At 70.3% G+C, this 21,648-nt stretch carries 20 protein-coding genes; all 20 read left to right on the top strand.

What is annotated here, in order from left to right:
- Window positions 1-57 precede the first annotated feature (57 nt).
- Entirely contained in the window at window positions 58-1,257 is a 1,200-nt protein-coding gene (locus ABZU76_RS00635; RefSeq protein WP_354863691.1) for an ROK family protein, read from the top strand.
- A gap of 9 nt (window positions 1,258-1,266) precedes the next feature.
- On the top strand, window positions 1,267-2,553 hold the full coding sequence (locus tag ABZU76_RS00630) for an extracellular solute-binding protein (RefSeq protein ID WP_354863689.1): 1,287 nt from the start codon (window positions 1,267-1,269) through the stop codon (window positions 2,551-2,553).
- A 1-nt stretch (window position 2,554) separates the two neighbouring features.
- Window positions 2,555-3,526: a sugar ABC transporter permease gene (locus ABZU76_RS00625; RefSeq protein ID WP_354863687.1), complete on the top strand. Its 972-nt coding sequence runs from the start codon at window positions 2,555-2,557 to the stop codon at window positions 3,524-3,526.
- Between the two features lies 1 nt (window position 3,527).
- A complete protein-coding gene (locus tag ABZU76_RS00620) occupies window positions 3,528-4,400 on the top strand; it encodes a carbohydrate ABC transporter permease (protein WP_354863685.1) in 873 nt (290 codons plus the stop codon).
- A 27-nt stretch (window positions 4,401-4,427) separates the two neighbouring features.
- Entirely contained in the window at window positions 4,428-5,756 is a 1,329-nt protein-coding gene (locus tag ABZU76_RS00615) for a glycoside hydrolase family 27 protein (RefSeq protein ID WP_354863683.1), read from the top strand.
- A 195-nt stretch (window positions 5,757-5,951) separates the two neighbouring features.
- The gene (locus ABZU76_RS00610; RefSeq protein ID WP_354863681.1) at window positions 5,952-6,761 is read left to right on the top strand and encodes a CoA transferase subunit A; all 810 of its coding nucleotides are present in this window, start codon (window positions 5,952-5,954) and stop codon (window positions 6,759-6,761) included.
- The gene (locus tag ABZU76_RS00605) at window positions 6,758-7,513 is read left to right on the top strand and encodes a CoA-transferase subunit beta (RefSeq protein WP_354863679.1); all 756 of its coding nucleotides are present in this window, start codon (window positions 6,758-6,760) and stop codon (window positions 7,511-7,513) included. The genes ABZU76_RS00610 and ABZU76_RS00605 overlap by 4 nt, the downstream gene beginning before the upstream one ends.
- Window positions 7,510-8,691 (top strand): thiolase family protein, encoded by a 1,182-nt coding sequence (locus tag ABZU76_RS00600; protein WP_220237716.1) that lies wholly within the window; start codon window positions 7,510-7,512, stop codon window positions 8,689-8,691. The genes ABZU76_RS00605 and ABZU76_RS00600 overlap by 4 nt, the downstream gene beginning before the upstream one ends.
- Before the next feature lie 52 nt (window positions 8,692-8,743).
- Window positions 8,744-9,478 (top strand): protocatechuate 3,4-dioxygenase subunit beta, encoded by a 735-nt coding sequence (gene pcaH, locus ABZU76_RS00595; protein WP_220237717.1) that lies wholly within the window; start codon window positions 8,744-8,746, stop codon window positions 9,476-9,478.
- Window positions 9,478-10,029 carry a protocatechuate 3,4-dioxygenase subunit alpha gene (gene pcaG, locus ABZU76_RS00590; RefSeq protein WP_354863676.1) on the top strand — a complete coding sequence of 184 codons (552 nt, stop codon included), beginning with the start codon at window positions 9,478-9,480 and terminating at the stop codon, window positions 10,027-10,029. The genes pcaH and pcaG overlap by 1 nt, the downstream gene beginning before the upstream one ends.
- Window positions 10,030-10,060: 31 nt before the next feature.
- Complete coding sequence (pcaD, locus tag ABZU76_RS00585; protein WP_354863674.1) at window positions 10,061-10,840, top strand: 3-oxoadipate enol-lactonase; 780 nt, start codon at window positions 10,061-10,063, stop codon at window positions 10,838-10,840.
- Entirely contained in the window at window positions 10,840-11,253 is a 414-nt protein-coding gene (gene pcaC / locus ABZU76_RS00580; RefSeq protein WP_220237720.1) for a 4-carboxymuconolactone decarboxylase, read from the top strand. The genes pcaD and pcaC overlap by 1 nt, the downstream gene beginning before the upstream one ends.
- Window positions 11,254-11,263: 10 nt before the next feature.
- Window positions 11,264-12,070 (top strand): IclR family transcriptional regulator C-terminal domain-containing protein, encoded by an 807-nt coding sequence (locus ABZU76_RS00575; RefSeq protein WP_220237721.1) that lies wholly within the window; start codon window positions 11,264-11,266, stop codon window positions 12,068-12,070.
- Between the two features lie 646 nt (window positions 12,071-12,716).
- The gene (locus tag ABZU76_RS00570) at window positions 12,717-13,316 is read left to right on the top strand and encodes a nucleotidyltransferase family protein (RefSeq protein ID WP_354864710.1); all 600 of its coding nucleotides are present in this window, start codon (window positions 12,717-12,719) and stop codon (window positions 13,314-13,316) included.
- Window positions 13,313-14,233 (top strand): MoxR family ATPase, encoded by a 921-nt coding sequence (locus tag ABZU76_RS00565; protein ID WP_354863671.1) that lies wholly within the window; start codon window positions 13,313-13,315, stop codon window positions 14,231-14,233. Before ABZU76_RS00570 ends, ABZU76_RS00565 begins: the two co-directional genes overlap by 4 nt.
- Window positions 14,234-15,107: 874 nt before the next feature.
- Complete coding sequence (locus ABZU76_RS00560) at window positions 15,108-16,223, top strand: VWA domain-containing protein (RefSeq protein WP_354863669.1); 1,116 nt, start codon at window positions 15,108-15,110, stop codon at window positions 16,221-16,223.
- Window positions 16,216-17,328, top strand: a complete 1,113-nt coding sequence (locus ABZU76_RS00555; protein WP_354863667.1) for an XdhC/CoxI family protein — start codon at window positions 16,216-16,218, stop codon at window positions 17,326-17,328. Before ABZU76_RS00560 ends, ABZU76_RS00555 begins: the two co-directional genes overlap by 8 nt.
- A gap of 475 nt (window positions 17,329-17,803) precedes the next feature.
- On the top strand, window positions 17,804-18,319 hold the full coding sequence (locus ABZU76_RS00550) for a (2Fe-2S)-binding protein (RefSeq protein WP_354863665.1): 516 nt from the start codon (window positions 17,804-17,806) through the stop codon (window positions 18,317-18,319).
- Window positions 18,319-20,757 carry a molybdopterin cofactor-binding domain-containing protein gene (locus ABZU76_RS00545; protein WP_354863663.1) on the top strand — a complete coding sequence of 813 codons (2,439 nt, stop codon included), beginning with the start codon at window positions 18,319-18,321 and terminating at the stop codon, window positions 20,755-20,757. Before ABZU76_RS00550 ends, ABZU76_RS00545 begins: the two co-directional genes overlap by 1 nt.
- Window positions 20,754-21,608: a xanthine dehydrogenase family protein subunit M gene (locus ABZU76_RS00540; RefSeq protein ID WP_354863661.1), complete on the top strand. Its 855-nt coding sequence runs from the start codon at window positions 20,754-20,756 to the stop codon at window positions 21,606-21,608. Before ABZU76_RS00545 ends, ABZU76_RS00540 begins: the two co-directional genes overlap by 4 nt.
- The last annotated feature ends 40 nt before the right edge of the window (window positions 21,609-21,648 follow it).

Raw genomic sequence — 21,648 nt, 5'->3', positions numbered from 1 at the left:
ACCAGCGGAAAAATAAATTCTTGACGAAGTTAATTTATCCGTCGTACGGTTCCGCGCATGCCACGCAGTGCACCGGCAAGGGCGCCGATCACGAGTCCCGCCGCGGCCACCGTGTTCACCACGGTGCTGACCCAGGGTCCGGTCAGCCGCGTGGACGTCGCCCGCCGCACGGGCCTCTCCTCGGCCGCCGTCACGAAGGCCGCGCGCCCGTTCATCGAAGCCGGTTACCTCGAAGAGCTCGCTTCCGCCGAACGCACCGCGCCCGGCGCCGGCCGGCCGGCCAGCCCGCTCGCCATCCGGCCCGACCGCGAGTACTTCATCGGCGTCAAGATCACCGGCGACGACCTGATCGGCGTGGTCACCGACCTGCAGGCCCAGATCCGCGTGGCCAAACACCACCCGCTGACCAGCCACGACGTGGACCACGTGGTGCGCGCGCTCGTCGACCTCGTCGCCGAGCTGCTGGCCGGCTCGGCGCCCGACGGTGCCACCAGCTTCCGCGACCGGGCCTACTGCCTGGGCGTCGCGATTTCGGGCGACGTCGACCGCGACACCGGCGTCGTGCGCTACTCACCCTTCCTCGGCTGGCGTGAGGTGCCGCTGGCCGAGTTGCTGGAGGAGAGCACGGGCCTGGCGACCACGCTCGAGAACGACGTCAAGGCGCTCACCGTGGCCGAGCAGTGGTTCGGCGAAGGCGTCGGCGCCTCGTCGTTCGCGCTGGTCACCGTGGGTACCGGCATAGGAAGCGCCCTCGTGCTCGACGGCCGGCTCGTCGGCGGCGCGCACGGGGTGGCCGGCGAGATCGGGCACGTCCCGGTCGCCGGCATGGGAGCCGACGGCCCGGCCTGCCACTGCGGTGGCACGGGCTGTGTGGAGGCGATCGCGTCGACCGAGGCGATCGTCGCGAGTGCGCGCCGGGTCGCGGGGGATCCGGCGCTGACGCTGGACGAGGCCGTCGCGAGGGCGCGGGCGGGGGACGAGCCGTTGCGGGCCGTCTTCGCGACCGCGGGCCACGCGATCGGGCTCGGTCTCGCTGCGCTGGTCAACCTTTTCGGCCCGGAACGGGTCGTCGTCTCGGGCGAGGGTGTGGCCACCTATGACCTGTTCGAGGACCAGATCCGCCGCACGTTCGCGGAGCAGGCCTTCGGCAGTGCCGCGCGGTGCGGCCTGGTGATCCGGCCGCTGCCGTTCGAGGAATGGGCACGGGGCGCCGCCGCTGTCGCCGTTCAGAGTCTTTTCGTGTCCGACCGTTTGTGAGGAGAAGTCATGGCCCCGTCCCCAAACCTGTCGCGCAGGAGCTTCCTCGTCGGCTCCGTGCTGTTCGCCGGGGGAGCCGCCCTGGCGGGCTGCACCTCCGACCCGTTGAACAAGAACTCCGGTGCCGCGGGCGGGGCGAAGGTCACGCTCAACCAGTGGTACCACGCGTACGGCGAATCGGGCACGCAGCAGGCGGTGCAGCGCTACGCGCAGGAGTTCACCAAGGCCAATCCGGACATCGCGATCAAGGTCAGCTGGATCGCCGGTGACTACGAGACCAAACTCAACTCCGCCATGCTCACCGCGGACGCCCCCGACCTGTTCGAGATCGGCGACTTTCGCTACCAGAACGTGAAGAACGGCTTGCTGGCCCCGCTCGACGACATCGTCGACCCGGTCAAGGGCGACTTCTCCAAGGCCGCGCTGGACACCGCGACCGTCGAGGGCAAGATCTACGGCGTCAAGACGATCGACGACGTCATGATGCTGTACTACCGCAAGAGCGTGCTGGCCGCGGCCGGGGTCAAGCCCCCGACGACGTTCGCCGAGCTGCTCGACGCGACGCGCAAGCTCACCACGAGCAAGCAGAAGGGCCTCTACGTCGGCACCGACGGTGTCGGCGAGGCCGCCACCCTGCTGCTGTGGTCCTCGGGCGCCGACTTCTTCGACGCCAGTGGCAAGAAGATCGCGTTCGCCACCCCCGAGGCCGTCGCCGCGATCGCGGGCCTCAAGCAGCTGCACGACACGGGTGGCCTGCTGCAGGGTTACCCCACCGACTGGTCCGACCCCGGCGCCTTCTCCGACAACGCCACCGCGATGCAGTGGGGCGGCCTGTGGTCGCTGCCGGACATCAAAAAGGCACTCGGCGACGACTTCGGCGTGGTGCCGTGGCCGAAGTTCGGCGACGCCGGCCGCCAGGTCGCGCGCGTCGGCGGCTGGTACCAGCTGGCCAACGCGAAGAGCAAGAACCTCGACGCCGCCAAGAAGTTCATCAACTGGCTGTGGGTCCAGCAGGCCGACCTGCAGAAGGACTGGTGCGTCAAGTACGGCTTCCACATCCCGGCGCGCAAGGAGGTCGCGGCGCAGACCACCGAGTTCTCCAGCGGTGCGGCGAAGGACGCCGTCACGATCTCGCAGCAGAACGGGCTGTCGTACTCGGGGCTGTGGAACAAGGCGTCGGCGACGCTGTTCCTGCAGGCGGCCACGAAGATCGCCAACGGTCAGGCCGACCCCGCCGCCGAGCTCGGCGACGCGGCGAAGCGCGCCCAGGCCGAAGTCGACAAGCAGCTCGACTGACATGGCCGTCTCGTCCCCGGCGGCCCTGTCGCCTTCGACCCGGACCCCGGCGGCGCCCGCCAAGCGGCGCCGCCGGAAGGTGGACTGGCGCGCGGTCGGCGCGTTCACGCTGCTCACCGCCCCGGTGGTGATCGGGCTCGGCGTGTTCAAGTACGTCGCGATCGCGTGGAGCTTCCTGCTCTCGTTCAACGACGCGCGCGGCACGATCTCGCTGGGCAAGTGGATCGGCTTCGACAACTACACGTTCCTGTTGTCCGACCCCGCGTTCCGCGACTCGCTGCTGATCATCGCGTTGTTCACGGTGTTCATCGTGCCGGTCACGTTCGTCGCGTCGCTGGGGCTGGCCGTGCTGGTCAACAGCATCCGCCGCGGCAGGGCGTTCTTCCGCACGGTGTTCCTCATCCCCGGCGCGGTGTCCTATGTGGTCGCCGCGCTCGTGTGGAAGATGGCGCTGTTCAACGGCCTGCCCTCGGGGGTCGCGAACGTGATCGGCGGCCTGTTCGGCGCCGACCCCGTGGCGTGGCTGTCGGAGACGAGCCCGCCGGTGTACTGGGTCGCGGTGGTCACGCTGCGGCTGTGGCTGCAGGTCGGGCTGTACATGATCCTGTTCCTCGCCGGCCTGCAGGCGATCTCGCCTTCGCTCTACGAAGCAGGTGAGCTCGACGGCACGTCGAAGTGGCAGGCCTTCCGCTACATCACGTTGCCGCAGCTGCGGAACACGTCGGTGGCGGTGCTGCTGCTCATCCTCATCGCGGCGTTCCAGGCGTTCGACGAGTTCTACAACCTGTTCGGCACCGGTCTTTCGGGCACGGCGACCGCGCCTGTGAAGCCGCCGCTGGTGTACCTCTACGACTCCGCGCTGGGCGACCAGAACTACGGCGTCGGTTCCGCGGGCGCGTTCCTGCTGACGGTGATCATCGTGGCGATCACGTTGCTGCAGGGGAAGTTCGTGGGCTTCGGGAAGAAGGACTGACATGGCCGTGCTGACCGCCAAGGCGCCGGCGAAGGTGCGGGAACGCCGCCCGGCCGGCTGGGGCCGCGTGCCGAAGTACGCGCTGGCCACCGTGCTCGTGCTGATCTTCCTGCTGCCGTTCTACATCATGGTGCGCAACGCGTTGATGACGCGCGCGCAGGTCGCCTCGCCCGAGTGGTCGTGGCTGCCCGACCCGCTGTCGTGGCTGAACTTCGGCGATCTGTTCGCCGACGCGTCGGTGCCGATGGCCCATGCGCTGCTCAACTCGTTCGTCATCGCCATCATCACGGCGCCGGTGGGCACGATGTTCGGCTCGATGGCGGGCTACGCGCTGGCGCGCATCAACGTGCCGGGCCGGCGCGCGGTGTTCACCTACGTGCTGGTGACGCTGATGATCCCGCAGTCGGTCACGTTCGTGCCGACGTTCGTGGTCGTCGGCGCCATGGGCGGGGTGAACACGGAGTGGGGCATCATCGCGCCGAACCTGTTCAGCGCGTTCACGGTGATCCTCTTCCGCAACTTCTACCTGCGGTTCCCGGCGGAGATCGAGGAGGCGGGCCGGCTCGACGGACTCGGGTACCTCGGCGTGTACCGCCGGCTCGTGCTGCCCAACTCCGGCAGCATGATCGCCTCCCTCGGCGCGCTGATGTTCATCGAGAGCTGGAACTCCTTCCTGTGGCCGCTGGTCATCGGGCAGGACCCGTCGTCGTGGACGGCCCAGATCGCGCTCTCGACGTTCCTCACCGCGCAGACGATCAACCTGCCCGCCCTGTTCGCCGGCGCGCTCGTGACCATCGCCCCGCTCGTGGCGATGTTCCTGGTGGCGCAACGGTTCATCGTCCGCGGCATCGCGGCGAGCGGGATGAAGGAGTAATCCCCCACCCCACCGGGAGCGTGACCGATGAAGTCCACACTCCGTCGACTGTGGACGGTAGCCGCCGTCCTCGTCCTGACCGGGACCCTCGCCGCGCCCGCGGCGCAGGCCAAGACCACGTTCGTGACGCCGTTCATGGGCTGGAGCAGCTGGAGCGTCCAGTCGTCCACCCGGCCGACCTACGGCACGGGCTGGCTGGTCGACTCGCACATCCGCGACGCGGCCGACGCCGTGTCGGCCAAGCTCAAGTCGGCCGGGTACACGAACATCAACCTCGACGCGGGCTGGAACGCGAATTTCGACTGGGTGTTCCACAGCGACGCCAACGGGATCGCCGACCCCGATCCCGGGCGGTTCCCGAACGGCATCGCGCCGCTGGCGTCGTACGTGCACGGCAAGGGCCTGAAGATCGGCCTGTACGCGGCGACCGGGCTCGACAAGGAGGTCTACGACAAGAACGCGCCGATCGTCGGGACTTCTTGCCACACGCGCGACATCGTGGTGCTGCCGCTCACGCCGTCGAACATGTGGGGCGGCAACTGGAAGGTCGACTACAGCAACCCGTGCGCGCAGAAGTACTACGACTCCGTGGTCGCGAAATTCGCTTCGTGGGGCGTGGACTTCCTGAAGGTCGACGGCACGACGGCGGACAACGTGCCCGACATCGCCGCGTGGTCGAAGGCGATCGACCGCTCCGGGCGCGCGATGTGGCTGACGGCCAGCGCTTGGCCGGTGCCGCGCGAAGCGGGACCGGGGCTGGCGCCGTACGCGAACAGCGTGCGCGTGGACACCGATGTGGAGTGCTACTGCGAGACGGTGTCTTCGTGGGACAGCTCGGTGAAGAAGCGCTGGGACGACCTGCCGGCGTGGCAGGGCGTGTTCAACGCCGGCTACCGGCCGGACCTGGACTCGATGCCGATCTCGAACAACACCGGGAGCGGGATCCAGGACGGGCTGAACGACGCCGAGCGGCAGAGCGTGATGACGTTCTGGTCGATGGCGTCTTCGCCGCTGTACGTCGGTGGTGACGTGTACTTCCTGGACGATTCGGCTGTGCGCGTCCTCACGAACCCCGAGGTGATCTCCGTCGATCAGTCGGGTACGTACCCGGCGCAGGTCGCGGGCGGGACGCTGCAGGTGTGGAAGAAGCAGCTGCCCGGCGGGAAGCAGGCGGTGGCGGTCTACAACCTGGGTTCTTCGGCGGCGAACATCTCGGTGAGCTGGTCGTCGCTGGGGCTGTCGGGTTCGCGCGCGGTGCGTGACCTGGTGGCGCGGGCGGATCTGGGCTCGTTCTCGGGTTCGTGGACGGCGACCGCGGTGCCGGCCCACGGGTCGCGGTTGATCACGGTCGGCTGAATTTCCTGCTGAAGGCTCCTCCCCTGAGATCGTTGGGGGAGGAGCCTTTCTGTGTTTCCGGGTGTTCTCGGGCGGGTTTCGGGGCCTCGCGTCGGGGTGTCGGTTCGTGCTATGTTCATATCAAGAACTTGTGTGCGCGATGCGAACACTTAGTGTTGGCGGGCGCGGTCGAGATCCAGGACGGAAAGGCTCGCGATGGCTAGGGTGCTGTCGCTCGGCGAGGCAGTCGCCGAGCTGGTGCACGACGGGGACACCGTCGCGCTCGAGGGGTTCACGCACCTCATCCCGGTCGAGGCCGGGCACGAGATCATCCGGCAGGGGCGCAAGAACCTCACGCTGGTGCGGATGACCCCCGACATCGTCTACGACCAGCTGATCGGCGCGGGCTGCGCGAGCAAGCTGATCTTCTCGTGGGGCGGCAACCCGGGCGTCGGCTCCCTGCACCGGTTCCGCGACGCCGTGCAGCACAGCTGGCCGGTGCCGCTGGAGATCGAGGAACACAGCCATGCGGGCATGGCCAACCGCTACGTCGCCGGCGCGTCCGGCCTGCCGTTCGCGGTTCTGCGCGGCTATACGGGCACCGACCTGCCGGCGCAGACGGACACGATCAAGCCGATCACCTGCCCGTTCACCGGTGAGCAGCTCACGGCGGTCCCGGCGCTCAACCCCGACGTCACGATCGTGCACGCGCAGCGCGCCGACCGCGCGGGCAACGTGCAGCTGTGGGGCATCGCCGGCGTGCAGAAGGAAGCGGTGCTGGCGGCGAAGCGGTCGCTGGTCACCGTGGAAGAGGTCGTCGACGAACTGGAGCCGAAGCCGGGCGCGCTCGTGCTGCCCACGTGGGCCGTCACCGCCGTCGCCGAGGTGCCGGGTGGCGCGAAGCCGTCGTACGCCGCGGGCTACTACGAGCGTGACAACTCCGCCTACCTGGCGTGGGACCTGATCGGACGCGACCGCGACGAGTTCACCAAGTGGCTGAACGAGCTGACCGGGGTGAAGGCATGAGCGAGTACACCGCCGACGAGATGATGAGCATCGCCGCGGCGCGTGCGCTCGGCGAGGGCATGTCCTGCTTCGTGGGCATCGGCCTGCCGAGCACCGCCGCCAACCTGGCGCGGCGCACGCACGCGCCGAACCTCACGCTGATCTACGAATCCGGCTGTCTTGGCGCGAAGCCGACCCGGCTGCCGCTGTCGATCGGCGACGGCGAGCTGGCCGACACGGCCGACGCCGTGGTGAGCGTGCCCGAGGTCTTCAACTACTGGCTGCAGCCCGGGCGCATCGACGTCGGCTTCCTCGGCGCGGCGCAGCTCGACAAGTTCGGCAACATCAACACCACCGTGATCGGGTCCGACTACCACGACCCGAAGGTCCGCCTCCCCGGCGCGGGTGGTGCGCCCGAGATCGCCGCCTCCTGCAAGGAGGTGTTCATCGTGCTGCGGCAGAGCCCGCGCGCGTTCGTGGACAAGGTCGACTTCATCACCTCGTTCGGCCACGGCACGGGCAAGGGCGACCGCGAGAAGCTCGGCCTCCCCGGCGCGGGCCCGACGCTGGTGGTCACCGACCTCGGCCTCATGCGGCCCGACCCGGAGACCGCCGAGCTCACACTCACCGAACTGCACCCCGGCATCGAGGTCGAGCAGGCGATCGCGGCCACCGGGTGGAAACTGAAGGTGTCGGCGGACCTCAAGACCACCCCGGCGCCCACCGACGAAGAACTGACCCTGCTCCGATCTCTGAAGAAGGCCGGCGAATGAGCGACGTATTCCTGTTCGACGCGATCCGCACCCCCTTCGGCCGCCACGGCGGCGCGCTGGCGAAGGTGCGTCCCGACGACCTCGCCGCCACCGTGCTGAAGTCGCTCGTCGAGCGCAACGATCTCGATCCGTCCACTGTGGACGAGGTGCTGCTCGGCGACGCCAACGGCGCCGGTGAGGACAACCGCAACGTGGCGCGCATGGCCACGCTGCTCGCGGGCTGGCCGGTGACTGTGCCGGGCGGCACGCTCAACCGGCTGTGCGGCTCGGGTCTCGACGCCGTGATGCAGGCCAGCCGCACGATCCAGGTGGGCGACGCGTCGCTGATCGCCGCCGGTGGTGTGGAGTCCATGAGCCGCGCACCGCTGGTGATGGCCAAGCCGGACAAGGCGTTCCCCGCTGCCAACCAGACGCTGTACAACTCGGCGCTGGGGTGGCGCATGGTCAACCCGGCCATGCCGCAGGAGTACGTGATCTCCAACGGCGACTCCACCGAATACCTCGCCGAGCGCTACGGCATCACGCGCGAGGAGCAGGACGAGTTCGCGGTGCGCAGCCACGTCAATGCGGCCCGCGCGTGGGACGAGGGCTTCTACGACAACCACGTGGTGCCGGTCGAGGGCGTCGAGCTGACGCGCGACGAGGGCATCCGCCCCGACTCCACTGTCGAGAAGCTGGCGAAGCTGAAGCCCGCGTTCAAGCGCGACGGCGGCACGGTCACGGCCGGCAACTCGTCGCCGATCAACGACGGTGCCTCCGCGCTGCTGCTGGGCGACGAGGCCGCCGGCAAGCGGCTCGGCAAGGCGCCGCTGGCCCGGATCGCCGGCCGGGGTGCGGCGGGCGTCGAGCCCAACGTCTTCGGCGTCGGCCCGGTCCGTGCGGCCGAGATCGCGCTCGAGCGCGCCGGTATCGGCTGGGGCGACGTCGCGGCCGTGGAGCTCAACGAGGCGTTCGCCGCGCAGTCGCTGGCGTGCCTCAAGGAGTGGAAGGAGCTCGACCCCGAGCTCATGAACGTCCACGGCGGGGCCATCGCGATCGGGCACCCGCTCGGCGCGTCGGGCGGCCGGATCCTCGGCACGCTCGCCTACCGGCTGCAGCAGACGGGCGGGCGCTACGGCGTCGCCGCGATCTGCATCGGCGTGGGCCAGGGGCTCGCCGTCGTCCTCGAACGCCAGTGACACCCCTGTTCTGAAAACTGATCCGACACCACCGACCGGATACGGAGGAACTGTGGCCGCTCCCACCGATCTCCGCCTGCCCCGCTACCCGCGGGAGCCGGAGGGGACGAACGCTCCGCTGGACTTCGCGGGGTACGGCTCCACGAAGCTGCGCCACCCGTCGCAGCCGCTCGTGCTGCTCCCGCAGATGCTCACCGAGGTCACCGGGCCGCTGCTCGGCCCGGGTCGCCTCGGCGAGCTCGACAACGACCTCACCCGCCAACACGACGGCGAACCGCAGGGCCAGCGCATCATCGTCACCGGCCGGCTGCTCGACGGCGACGGCCGCCCGATCCGCAACTCGCTGGTCGAGATCTGGCAGGCCAACGCGGGTGGGCGCTACCGCCACACCGGCGACCGCTGGCCGTCGCCGATCGACCCGAACTTCTCCGGGCTCGGCCGCGCGCTGACCGACGGCGACGGCCGCTACGAGTTCACCACCATCAAGCCCGGTGCGTACCCGTGGAAGAACCACGACAACGCCTGGCGCCCCGCGCACATCCACTTCTCCGTGTTCGGCTCGGCGTTCACGCAGCGGCTGGTCACGCAGATGTACTTCCCGGAAGACCCGCTGTTCTCGCAGGACCCGATCTTCAACTCGATCCCCGACGAGAAGGCGCGGCAGCGGATGGTCTCGCACTTCAACCTGGAGCGCACGGTGCCGGAGTGGGCGCTGGCGTACGACTTCGACATCGTCGTGCGCGGCAGTGAGCAGTCGGTGTTCGAGGACGAGGAGGACGAGGACTGATGGGCGAGCTGCTCGCGACGCCGTCGCAGACCGTCGGCCCGTACTTGTCGATCGGGTTGCCGTGGGAAGACGGGCCGTTCGTGGTGCCCGAGGGCACCGAAGGCGCGTTCTGGATCCGCGGCACCGTCACCGACGGCGCGGGCGCGGTCGTGCCCGACGCCATGATCGAGACCTGGCAGGCCGACCCGAAGGGCGGCTTCGACCACCCGGACGACCCGCGGGGCCGCAGCGATTCGGGCTTCCGCGCGTTCGGCCGGTGCCCCACCGACGAGAACGGCGAGTACCGCGTCCTCACGCTGCTGCCGGGTGTCCTGCCCGGTGAACAGGGCGAGCAGGCTCGGCACGTCGACGTGTCGGTGTTCGCGCGCGGGCTGCTCAACCGGGTCGTCACGCGGATCTACTTCGAAGACCAGGACAACTCGGGCGACGCGGTGCTGGCGAGCTTGCCGGCCGAGCGCCGGGACACGCTCGTGGCGAAGAAGACCGAAGACGGTTACCGCTTTGACGTGCGGCTGCAGGGCGAGGGTGAGACGGTCTTCTTCGCGCTCTGATCGGTTCACTGTCCACTTTGGAGGTACAGGCGTGAGCGGCGTGGCGGTACACCGGGTCGTCGAGGGTCGCGACGACGGCCCGGTGGTGGTGTTCTCCAACTCGATCGGCAGCGACCACCGCATGTGGGAGCCTCAGGTGGCGCCGCTCGTCGAGCGTGGCTACCGGGTCGTGCGGTACGACACGCGCGGCCACGGCGCTTCGCCCGTGCCGGACGGTCCGTACGACCTGGCCGATCTGGGCGGTGACGTGCTGGCGCTGCTGGACGATCTGGGTGTGGAGCGGGCGCACCTCGTCGGGCTTTCACTCGGCGGGATGACCGGGATGTGGCTGGGTGTGCACGCGGGCGAGCGGCTGCGGAGCCTGACGTTGTGCTGCACGTCGGCGAAGCTCGGCCCGCCGCAGGGGTGGGCGGACCGCGCGAAGCTGGTGCGGGCCGAGGGCACCGGCGCCATCGCCGAGGCCGGTGTGGGGCGCTGGGTCACGCCGGCGTACGCGCAGTCGCACCCGGACGAGATGGCGTTCCTGCGCGGGATGATGACCGACTGCCCGGACGAGGGGTACGCGGCCTGCTGCGGCGTGATCGAGCGGATGGACCAGCTGGCCGACCTGCCGAAGATCACCACGCCGACGCTGGTGATCTCCGGCGCCGACGATCCCGCGACACCGCCCGGCCCCCACGGCAAGCTCATCGCGGAAGGCATTCCGGGCGCGCGGTTCGAAGTCGTCGCCTCGGCCGCGCACCTGGGCAACTACGAGCAGCCCGCGGAGTTCACGCGGCTGATCCTCGAGCAGATCACGGAGGCAGCGTGATGGTCGACGTTCCGGGCGAGCGTTACGACGCGGGCATGAAGGTGCGCCGCGAGGTGCTGGGCGACGAGCACGTGGACGGGTCGGTGGCCCGGACCACGGAGTTCAGCAAGCCGTTCCAGGAGTACATCACCGAGGCGGCGTGGGGCTCGATCTGGACGCGCGACGGCCTGGACCGCAAGACGCGCAGCTGTATCACGCTGGCCACGCTCACCGCGTTGCACTGCCACGACGAGCTGGCCATGCACGTGCGCGCGGCCGTCCGCAACGGCCTCACCGCCGCGGAGATCCGTGAGGTCCTGATGCACACCGGCGTGTATGCCGGCGTGCCCGCGGCGAACACCGCGATGGGCATCGCCCAGCGCACGCTGGCCGAACTGGGCGAGCCCACCGCGCAGGTCCCCGACGCCGGATAGGGTTCGCCGCATGGACTCCGACGAACCGGCCGAACGCGGCGCGCACCACGTGCAGTCGCTGGAGCGTGGGCTGGCGGTGATCAAGGCCTTCAGCGCCCAGGCACCGCACCCGACGCTCAGCGACGTCGCGCGGATCACGGGCCTCACGCGCGCCGCCGCGCGCCGGTTCCTGCTCACGCTTGTGGATCTCGGCTACGTCCGCACCGACGGCAAGTACTTCTCGCTGACCGCGCGCGTGCTCGATCTGGGGTACGCGTACCTGTCGAGCCTGTCGCTTTCGGAGGTCGCGCAGCCGCACCTGGAGCGGCTTTCCGCGCTGGTGCGGGAATCCAGCTCCGTGTCGGTGCTGGAGCCGCCGGACATCGTCTACATCGCGCGCGTGGCGGTTTCGCGCATCATGACGGTGAGCATCAACGTCGGCACGCGGTTCCCGGCCTACGCCACGTCCATGGGCCACGTGCTGCTCGCCGACATGTCGGCGGCGGAGCTCGAGGCGTACTTCGTGATCACCGACCTCGACCGCCTCACGTCCCACACTCTCACCGACCGCGCCGCCCTCGAGGCCGAGCTCGCGCAGGTCGCCGAGCAGGGCTGGGCCATGGTCGACCAGGAGCTCGAGGAGGGCCTGCGCTCGGTCGCCGCGCCGATCCGCAACCGCCAGGGCCGCGCGGTCGCCGCCGTGAACATCTCCACGCACGCCAGCCGCACCCCCGCCCACTCCGTCCGCGAAGACCTGGTGCCACCCCTGCTCGACACGGCCCACGCCATCGCCGCCGACCTCGCCGGCTCGAGCCCCGCGCAGGCCGTCCGTGGCTGACCCGCTCACCACCGCTCCCGCCGCCGCACCTCTCGGCCGGCCGGGTGCCGCCGCCCGCAAGCCGGCCGACTCCGCGCGAAGCGCCCCGGCAGCCTCGATTGCTGCGAGCGGCGACCCGGAGGCCGCGCCGGCCGGACCACGAACCGGTGCGGCTCCAGCACTCGTGACCGCGCGACCGGGCGCGGCCACCACGAACGCCAATGCGCCGAAGTTCGTCGCGGGCCTGCCCGGCGATCAGGCAACTGTTGCGAGCGGCGAGCAAACGGCCTCAGCGGCTCGCCAGCGGACTGCGGACTCGGTTGCGGCGGCCGGTGAATCGACCGAATCGTTGGCAGGCCGGCCAACCGACCGGGCAACTGTTGCGAGCGGCGAGCAAACGACCTCAGCGGCTCGCCGGCCGACTGCGGACTCGGTTGCGGCGGCCGGTGGATCCACCGAATCGTTGGCAGGCCGGCCAACCGACCGGGCAACTGTTGCGAGCGGCGAGCTAACGGCCTCAGTGGCTCGCCGGCCGACTGCGGAGCCGGTTGCGGCGGCCGGTGGATCGACCGAATCGTTGGCAGGCTTGCCCGGCGACCGGGCGATTGCTGCGCGCGGCGACACGGAGGCCGCGCCGGCCGGACCACGAACCGGTGCGGCTCCGCGCGTGGCCGGGCTGCTGCTCGCTGCCGGGGCGGGGCGGCGGTTCGGCGGGCCGAAGGCGCTGGTCGAGCTGGACGGGGAGCCGTTGGTGCGGCGGGCGTTGCGGACGTTGACCGAGGCCGGCTGCGGCCCTGTGCGGGTGGCGGTGGGGGCCGCGGCGGAGGACGTGACGAAGCTGCTGCCCGACCCGAGCCAGGCGATCTACGCCGAAGGCTGGGAAGGCGGCATGGGTGCGTCGCTGAAGGCGGGGCTGGCGGCGCTCGCCGGGCAGTTCCCGGATGGTGCCGACAGCGCGCCCGTGGCGGTGCTCGTGCACCTGGTGGACCTGCCGTGGGTGCCGGCGGCGGCGTTGGCGCGCGTGGTCGCGAGAGCTTCGCCGACGGCGGTCGCCCGGGCCGCCTACGACGGCGTACCCGGACATCCTGTGCTTTTCGGGCGGCGGTGGTGGGGCGAGGTCGCCGAGTCGGCGCAGGGGGACCGCGGGGCGCGGGACTGGTTGCGGGGCCGCGAGGACGTCGTGCTCGTCGAGTGCGGGGATCTGGGCAGCGGCCAGGACGTCGACCGGCCCGCTGACCTGGGGCGGACCCCGAAGACGGCGGGATGACCGGCGCAACCGCGGCTGGGAGCCCTACGATCGGGAGCGTGACCGAGTCCCTCGCCTCGCCCGAAGAGCTCACCGCCGCGCTCGATGCCACCGGGTACCTCGCCGACGAGGGACTGGCGACAGCCGGGTTCCTCGCCCTGCGCATGCGCCGCCCGTTGTTCTGCGAAGGCGAACCGGGGACGGGCAAGACGTCGCTGGCGCTGGCGCTCTCGGCCGCGCTCGACCTGCCGCTCGTGCGCTTGCAGTGCCACGAGGGCATCGACGCCGCGCAGGCCCTGTACGAATGGGACTTCCCCCGCCAGCTCCTGCATCTGCGCGCCCTCGAAGCCTCCGACGGGGGCCGTCTCGACGCCGAGACGGCCGAGCGCTCGCTCTACACCGAGCGGTTCCTGCTCGCGCGCCCGCTGCTGCAGGCCCTGACCACCGCGCCGTGCGTGCTGCTCGTCGACGAGATCGACCGCGCCGACGACGAGTTCGAAGCCTTCCTGCTGCAGCTGCTCGACGACTACACCGTCACGATCCCCGAGTACGGCGAGGTCCGCGCCGAGCAGCCGCCGCTCGTCGTGCTCACCTCCAACCGCACGCGCGAGGTCCACGACGCCCTCAAGCGCCGCTGCCTCTACCACTGGCTCGAGCACCCCGACCTCGCCCGCGAGATCACCATTCTGCGCCGCCGCATCCCCGGCATCGGCGAAACCCTTGCCCGCCAGGTCGCCGACGCCGTCCACCGCCTCCGCGCCATGGACCTGCTCAAACCCCCGGGCGTCGCCGAATCCCTCGACTGGGCCCGCGCCCTCCTCGCCCTCGACCGCGACGAGCTCGACGCCGCCACCGCCGCCCGCACCCTCGGCGCGGTCCTCAAGTACAGCGAGGACATGGACCGCGTGCGCGCCAAACTGGACACGCTCTTCTCCTGACGCCGCCCGCCCGCTTGGCCGCTCGCCAGGGTGCTCGGCGGCGGCGATACCGGCTCGCGCACGGTCACTTCCACACGCCGCCCGCCAGGCGGTGCGCGGCGGCGGTGACCCCCGCACGGCGCAAGGTCGGCGATTCTCCTGCCGCACCCGTGCCGGCTGCCTCGGCGCAGCACTCGAACAGCGCGGAGGCCGCCCGCCGCGTTGGGTGGCGTTGCGTGGTGATGCCCGCGCGAAGCGGTTAGCGCCGTTCTGCGAGAGCGGCGTTGTTGTGTCCCGCCCGAACGTCGACTGCGCTGGCGCAGCGTTCGGACAGCGCCGAGGCCACCTGCCACGTTGGGTGGCGCCGCGCAGTGGTGCTCGCGCGAGGCGAGCAGTGGCTTTCCGTGGCGCCGCTGTTCCGGGAACGTGGTGCAGCACTTGCCCGATCCGTCCACTGTGGACCCACGGTTAATTGCGTTGACCGGACCACTACCCGCGAGTCATGCTTTTCCCATCACCGCGACAGAAGCAGTCGAGAGGAGGAAGACCGTGCGGATGACCGAGATCGATCGCGCAGCCGCGGTCTTCCCCGTGCTCTGACCTGGCAGCCGACCGGTACTGATACCCCGGCACCGAACTCCGGCACCGAACCGGCCCTGCCCCGCGCCAACCGCGCCAACCGCGGCACCGAAGCGCCTAACCGCGCCCCAGAACCACCAGCACCCGAAGCTCTCGATCTTTCCCCAAGCCTCCGTGCGCCCGCCCTCCCGCTACCTTGGGTGGTCGCTGCGCGGAGCCGCCGAGCGCGCGCGTCGTCCCGGGGGAGGGGCGGCGTGCGCGCCCGCGCGTGGCAGGCGAAATCCCGCCGCGGGGGAAACCGTTGCACAATGGGGGCATGGACACCGAGGTCGCCGATCCGCTGGCCGGGTTTGCCGGGTTCGCGGCGGCCCTGCGCGAGGCGGGCGTGGCGTGCGATGCGCGCCGCGTGCAGGCGTACCTGGCGGCCGTCGCGGAGGTGGACATCGCGGAGCCCACGCAGCTGTACTGGGCCGGCCGGCTCACGCTGTGCTCCGATCCCGACGACCTGCCGCGCTACGAAGAAGCCTTCGCCCGCTGGTTCGACGGCGACGAGACCCGCCGCGGCACCCAGGCCGCCCCCGCGCAGAAGCGCGCCCGCATCGCGCCGCTGACCTCCGACACCGGCGGCAGCGGCGAAAGCGACGAAGAGCTCGACAGCCTCAAAGTCGCCGCCAGTGACCACGAAGTGTTGCGCCACCGCGACCTCGCCGAGCTCACCAAGGCCGAGCGCGAGCACCTGCGCGAGCTCCTGGCCACCCTCAAACCGGTTCCGCCGCAACGCCGGGCGGCGCGCCGCCGCCCCGCCCACCGCGGCCGGCTGGACCCGGCCCGCACGCTGCGCGCCATGCTCGCCGACGGCGGCGAACCCATCCGCCTCATCCACAGCCGCCGCGGCACGCGCCCGCGGAAAACGGTGCTGCTCATCGACGTCTCCGGTTCGATGAGCCCCTACGCCGACGCGTTGCTGCGCTTCGCCCACGTGCTCACCCGGTCCGCACCGGCCAGCGTCGAAGTCTTCACGCTCGGCACGCGCATGACGCGGGTGTCGCGCCAGCTGCGGCAGCGCGACCCGGAGCAGGCCATGCTCGCCGCCGGCAACGCGGTGCCCGATTTCGCCGGCGGCACGCGCCTCGGCGAGACGCTGCGGGTGTTCCTCGACCGCTGGGGTCAGCGCGGCATCGCGCGCCGCTCTGTGGTCACCGTGTTCTCCGACGGCTGGGAACGCGGCGACGTAATGCTGCTGTCCGAGCAGCTCGGCAGGCTGCGCCGGCTCGCGCACGCCGTATTCTGGGTTAATCCGCACGCGGGGCGGGAAGGGTACGCGCCGGTCCAGTCCGGCATCGTGGCCGCTTTGCCCCACATCGACCGGTTGCTGGCCGGGCACAGCCTGGCGACGTTGGAACGATTGCTCGGGGAGATTGCCGATGCGTGACGTACTTGACGACGTGTACCGCCGCTGGCTGGCGGGCGAGACGGTGGGCCTGGGCACGGTGGTGGCCACGTTCTCGTCGGCGCCGCGGTCACCGGGCGCGTCGATGGTGGTGGCGCCGGACGGCACCGTTGCCGGCAGTGTGTCCGGCGGGTGCGTCGAGGGTGCCGTGTACGAACTGGCCCAGGACGTGGTCACCGACCGCAAACCCGTTCTGCAGCGCTACGGCGTGACCGACGACGACGCCTTCGCCGTGGGCCTGACCTGCGGCGGGATCATCGACATCTACGTGGAGCACCTCGACCGCGAGTCGATGCCGGAGCTGGACCAGGTCGTGGCCTCGGTGCGCAGCGGCGAGCCCGTGGCCATCGTCACGATCGTCGAGCACGAGGCGCCCGGCCTGGTCGGCGAGCGCATGGTCGTGTGGCCGGACCGCGTCGAGGGTTCGCTCGGCTCTTCGCGCATGGACGACGCGGTGGCCGACGACGCGCGCGGCCTGCTGGCCAGCGGCCGCACCGGCACCCTGCGCTACGGGCCGGACGGGCAGCGTCGCGGCGAGGGCATGGCCGTGTTCGTGAACTCGTTCGAACCGCCGCCGCGGCTGCTCGTGTTCGGCGCCATCGACTTCGCCGCCGCCATGGCGCGCATGGGCGCCTACCTCGGCTACCAGGTCACGGTGTGCGACGCGCGGCCCGTGTTCGCCACCAGCAGCCGCTTCCCCGACGCGCACGAGGTCGTGGTCGACTGGCCCCACCGCTACCTCGCCGCCGAGGCCGAGGCCGGCCGCATCGACAGCCGCACCGCGATCGCCGTGCTCACGCACGACCCGAAGTTCGACGTGCCGCTGCTGGAGATCGCGCTGCGGCTCGACGTCGGCTACGTCGGAGCCATGGGCTCGCGCAAGACCCACGACGACCGGTTCTCCCGGCTGCGCGAAGCCGGCATCACCGAGCCGGAGCTGGAGCGGCTCTCGTCGCCGATCGGCCTTGACCTGGGTGCACGCACGCCCGAGGAGACCGCGGTGTCGATCGCGGCGGAGATCATTTCGCTGCGCTGGAGCGGAACCGGACGACGATTGGCCGCCTTGTCCGGTCGGATCCACAACTGAGCGTTTTTCAGAAAGTCCCGCACGCCATGGTGTGCGGGACTTTCTCATGAGTCCGCACCTGCGGAGACAATAACCTGGAAAATCCGCATCTGCGGTAAAAAATTCACTGTGGACCCGGATGTACGGTGAACCGCGAGCAATTCTCAAGCGACTCGACGCGCAGTGGGCGAATGACCGGAAATCCCCTTGCCCAGGTAGAAGTCGACCATGTCGCGACCGTCCATCTGAGACTTGGGTGAGTTTTGCCGCCGGGTGGAAAAATCACTCTAACGGAGGTCCGCATCTGCGGAATGGTCCTGCACATAAGCGTGCAAATGCGGGAGCACGGCCCGGATGTACGACATCAGGACTTGTCCGCGCGCGAGAGGAGTAGCAGGCTCGCCTGTGAGGCCGATCACGATCGACCTTGGCCGTTCCCGAACCGGCCCGCCGGCCCCACCCGGGTCAGGCGGGCATTTGCTCTTGGAGGCCTTTGATGCGCATCACCGTCACCGTCGACGGCACGAAGTACACCGATGAGGTGGAGCCCCGCACACTTCTTGTCCATTACCTGCGGGAACGCGTCGGGAAGGTGGGCACGGTCGTCGGCTGCGACACGAGCAACTGCGGCGCGTGCACCGTCCACCTCGACGGTCACAGCGTTAAGTCCTGCTCTGTGCTCGCCGTCCAGGCCGACGGCAGCGAGGTCACCACCGTCGAAGGGCTCGCCCGCGACGGGCGGCTCCACCCCGTGCAGCAGGCGTTCCGCGACAACCATGCCCTGCAGTGCGGCTTCTGCACGCCCGGCATGATCATGGCGTCGATCGACCTGCTGGCCGACAACCCGGACCCCGACGAGAACGCCGTGCGCCAAGGCCTCGAGGGGAACCTCTGTCGCTGCACGGGTTACCAGAACATCGTGCGCGCCGTGCGCGACGCCGCACAGCACATGAGCCCGGGCGCCGGACCCGAGGCCGAACAGATCAAGCACGTCGGCGTGGGTGGTGAGTGATGACCGCGACCATCGAGCCCGAGGTCGGAAAGGCCCGTGTCCGCAAGGAGGACGAGCGGCTGATCACCGGCCGTACGCGCTGGACCGACAACATCACGCTGCCGGGCATGCTGCACCTCGCCGTGCTGCGCAGCCCCATGGCGCACGCGAAGATTACGTCGCTGGACGTTTCGGCGGCCAAGGACGCACCAGGCGTCGTCGCGGTCTACACCGCCAGGGACCTGGACCCGGACGGTTCGGTCAGCATGCCGTGCGCGTGGCCGATCTCGCCGGACATGAAGGCGCCGCGCCGGCCCGTGCTGGCCGATGGCCAGGTGAACTTCGCCGGTGAGGGCATCGCCGTGGTCGTGGCGCGCAGCGCCGGTGAAGCCCACGACGCGCTCGAAGCCATCGAGGTCGAGTACGACGAGCTGCCCGTGGTGCTCGACATGGAGGCGGCGCTCGCCGAGGGCGCGCCGCTCGTGCACGAGGACCTGGGCACCAACAAGAACGCGCTGTGGATCTTCGACTCGGCCGAGGCGGGCACCGGCGGCAACGTCGAGGACGCCATCGCGTCGTCGGAGATCGTGGTCAAGCGCCGCTTCCGCCAGCAGCGGCTCATTCCCGCGTTCATGGAGCCGCGGGCGTGTGTCGTCGACCCGACGAGCGCGCAGATGACGATGTGGTCGGCCACGCAGATCCCGCACATCCTGCGAGTGATGACGGCGCTGACGCTGGGGCTGCCGGAGCACAAGGTGCGCGTGATCGCGCCCGACGTCGGCGGCGGCTTCGGCGGCAAGATCGCCGTGCTGCCCGAAGAGATGATGACGGTCCTGGTGGCCAACAAGCTCGGAAAACCGGTGAAGTGGAACGAATCGCGTTCCGAGTCGATCCTCACCGCCCACCACGGCCGCGACCAGATCCAGGACATCACGATCTCCGCGAACGCCGACGGCACGGTCACCGGCCTGAAGGTCGAGCTGATCGCGAACCTGGGTGCCTACAACGGGCTCGTCGGCCCGGGCGTGCCGATCCTGGGCGCGTTCATGTTCAACGCGATCTACAAGTTCCCCGCCTACCACTTCGCTTGCACCAACGTGTTCACCACGACCACGCTCACCGACGCCTACCGCGGCGCAGGGCGGCCGGAGGCGACGTTCGCGATCGAGCGGATCATGGACGAGCTCGCCGACGAGCTCGGCATGGATCCGATGGAGCTGCGCGAGAAGAACTGGATCAAGCACGAGGAGTTCCCGTTCACCACCGTGGCCGGGCTGACCTACGACTCGGGCAACTACGAGGCCGCCACCGCGAAGGCCAAGGAGCTGTTCGACTACGACGGCCTGCGGCGCGAGCAGCAGCAGCGCCGCGATTCGGGTGACCCGGTGCAGCTCGGCATCGGCATCTCCACGTTCACGGAGATGTGCGGCCTGGCGCCCTCGCGGGTGCTCGGCTCGCTGGACTACGGGGCCGGTGGCTGGGAGTACGCGCAGCTGCGGGTGCTGCCCACGGGAAAGATCGAGGTCGCCACCGGAGCCTCGGCCCACGGTCAGGGGCACGAGACGGCGTGGAGCCAGATCGTGGCCGACCAGCTGGGCGTGCCCTTCGAGGACGTCGAGGTGCTGCACGGTGATACGCAGTCGTCCCACAAGGGCATGGACACCTACGGCTCGCGTTCTCTCACCGTCGGTGGCGTCGCCGTCGTGAAGGCGGCCGAGAAGGTCGTGGCGAAGGCGAAGCCGATCGCCGCGCACATGCTCGAATGCGCCGAGGACGACCTGGATTTCGCGAACGGCAAGTTCACGGTCAAGGGCACGGACTCGTCGACGACGATCCAGGACGTCGCCTTGGCTGTGTTCGCGGCCCACGACCTGCCCGACGGCATCGAGCCCTCGCTCGACTCCGACGCGACGTTCGACCCGGAGAACTTCTCCTTCCCGCACGGCACGCACCTGTGCGCCGCCGAGGTGGACACGGAGACGGGCCGGATCAAGCTGCGTTCGTATGTGTGCGTGGATGACGTCGGCGTGGTCGTGAACCCGCTGATCGTCGACGGCCAGGTGCACGGCGGGCTCGCGCAGGGCATCGCGCAGGCGCTGTTCGAGGAGGCCGTGCACGACGAGAGCGGCACGCTCACCACGGGTACGTTCGCCGACTACCTGCTGCCCTCGTCGGCGGACCTGCCGTCGTTCACCACGGCGCGCACCGAAACGCCGTCGACGACGAACCCGCTGGGCGCCAAGGGTGTCGGCGAGGCGGGCACGATCGCCTCGACGCCGGCGGTGGTCAACGCGGTGGTCGACGCCGTGCGCCACTTCGGCGTGAACGACATCGAAATGCCGCTGACGCCGATGCGCGTGTGGCACGCCATCCAGCACGGAACCACGGCAGCCGGCGGACCCGGCTCGGAGGCCGGCGGCGGCCTCGGTTCGATCGACGCTTCCGGAGGTGCCCAGTGATCCCGGCCCCGTTCGAGTACGTGGCTCCGTCCAGTGTGGACGAGGCCGTGCAGGCGCTCGCGGCGGCGGGCGAGGACGCGAAGGTGCTGGCCGGCGGGCAGAGCCTGCTGCCGGTGCTGCGGATGCGTCTCGCCGCCCCGACCACGCTCGTGGACCTGCGCAACATCGCCGAGATGCGCGGCGTGCGCGAGGACGGCGACGCTATCGTGATCGGCGCGATGACCACGCACTACGACGTTCAGCGCGACGCGCTGGTCGCCGAGCACGCGGCGCTGGCCAAGGAGGCGACCGACAAGGTGGCCGATCCGCAGGTGCGCCACCGCGGCACGTTCGGCGGCTCGCTCGCACACGCCGATCCGGCGGGTGACCTGCCCGCCGTGGCGGTGGCGCTCGACGGCTCGGTGGTCATCGCCGGGCCGAACGGCCGGCGCACGGTGGCGGCGGAGGAGTTCTTCCAGGACTTCTTCACCACCGCGCTGGCGCCCGACGAGCTGCTCGTGGAGGTTCGCCTGCCCAAGCACACGGGCTGGCGGGCGCACTACGAGAAGTTCAACCGCGTCGCGCAAGCGTGGTCGATCGTCGCGGTCGCGGCCACCGTCCGCACCGAGGGCGGTGTGATCGAGGAAGCCCGCGTGGCGCTCACGAACATGGGCTCGACGCCTGTGCGGGCCGTCGCCGTGGAGCAAGCGTTGGTGGGCGCTTCGGCGAACGCCGACGTGATCCGCGCGGCCGCCGCGCACGCCGCCGACGGCACGAGCCCGGCAGCGGACGGCAACTCCGACGTCGAGTACCGGCAGCACCTCGCGCGGGTGCTCACGGGCCGTGCCCTGACGGCTGCTGTCGGAGCCTGATGTCCATGAGGCCCACCTTTCGATCGCCGACGGTCGTAAG

This window comes from Amycolatopsis sp. NPDC005232, from assembly GCF_040607795.1.
Classification (GTDB): domain Bacteria; phylum Actinomycetota; class Actinomycetes; order Mycobacteriales; family Pseudonocardiaceae; genus Amycolatopsis.
This window is presented reverse-complemented; position numbering and strand designations above follow the sequence as displayed.